This is a genomic window from Mesorhizobium sp. M4B.F.Ca.ET.089.01.1.1, assembly GCF_004022605.1.
GTDB classification, from domain to species: domain Bacteria; phylum Pseudomonadota; class Alphaproteobacteria; order Rhizobiales; family Rhizobiaceae; genus Mesorhizobium; species Mesorhizobium abyssinicae.
This window is the reverse complement of the sequence record NZ_RZOS01000912.1, coordinates 1-1,050: the sequence shown is the minus strand read 5'-3', so window position 1 is coordinate 1,050 and position 1,050 is coordinate 1. Positions and strand designations below refer to the sequence as shown.

Genomic DNA, 1,050 nt, shown 5'->3' with positions numbered 1-1,050 from the left:
TCTATGGGGCACGTATTCATGAAGTAAAGGTCGATTTCCTGCGTGCCGAAATCGCTCACCACATCTTGGTCTTCGAGGGCAAGGCCGGGGACCGCTCGGAATATAGTCGCAATAAGTGTCTCTAGTCGCTTGCCTTTGCGATGCGCCTCCTCTGTTTCTTCCCGAATAGCATTGATCTCCAGGGCGATGTGGGCTCGATCAAGCGGCGCCATCTGCCGTCCTTGTGCCAAAGGCGGCGCGTTGCCGACGCTGGGAAACATCCACAACGAACGTGCCACGCTCGATTAGTTTGATCAGCGTTTCTGCCGCGTAAGCGAGCACGCGCGGAGTCTCAGACAGGACGGGAGGCTTATGCGGTCGGTCATGGTCGAAAACCACCAGCGCGAGTTGGGCACTGGTACTGCCGATCCACCTGTCGAGCTTTTTGATGGTGTGTTCGAGGTTTTTCACGACGCTTCCGGTTCCACCGCCAAATATCTTGCACTCGACAAGAACAGGTCCGCCTACCTCATACGCTAGTTCGTTCAACCAAAGGACGAGATCGGCCTCTCTTTGACTGGCCTCCACGTTTTGGTGGTCCGTGAAAGTTACCTCACCCCCTGCCTGGCGAAAGATATCCGCCACCAACTCTTCAAATTGGAACCCCCGGCGAGCGCCCTTGATCAACCGCACTGTTTGCAGCCGCTCCCTAGCCCATTCTAAGTCTTGGATGGAACGAACTGGTGAATCGTTGCGCTGATCATCTTCGAGTGACCCAAGAGTAGCTGTCAGTCGAATGAATCGATCAATGTCGTTGGCTATTTCGGGAAGTTGGCCGAGGCTAGACACGCGGATGAATTCAACGCCCCGAAAGTCTAAAAGCGATGCCAAGTCGGGAACCTTCTCACCGATGCCAAGCATGAGGATGGGCTTCCCGAGGGCATGCGCCATACCCAGCTCGAAGGTAACGCTTGGAGATAGGAACTGAGAGACGACTGCAACGACAAAGTCTACGTCGGAGAGGTGCCCTCGCAGTTCGTTCGCGACGATCTTTCCCGTCAGTTCGTATGT

2 protein-coding genes are annotated in these 1,050 nt (G+C 55.2%); both read right to left on the bottom strand.

The features are described 5' to 3' along the window. On the bottom strand, positions 1 to 212 hold a 212-nt coding region (locus tag EN780_RS34970), incomplete at its 3' end, for a hypothetical protein (RefSeq protein WP_133372896.1). Further along, a partial coding sequence (locus EN780_RS39250) for a hypothetical protein (protein ID WP_189557029.1) occupies positions 199 to 1,050 on the bottom strand: 852 nt, incomplete at its 5' end. The genes EN780_RS34970 and EN780_RS39250, both read right to left, overlap by 14 nt.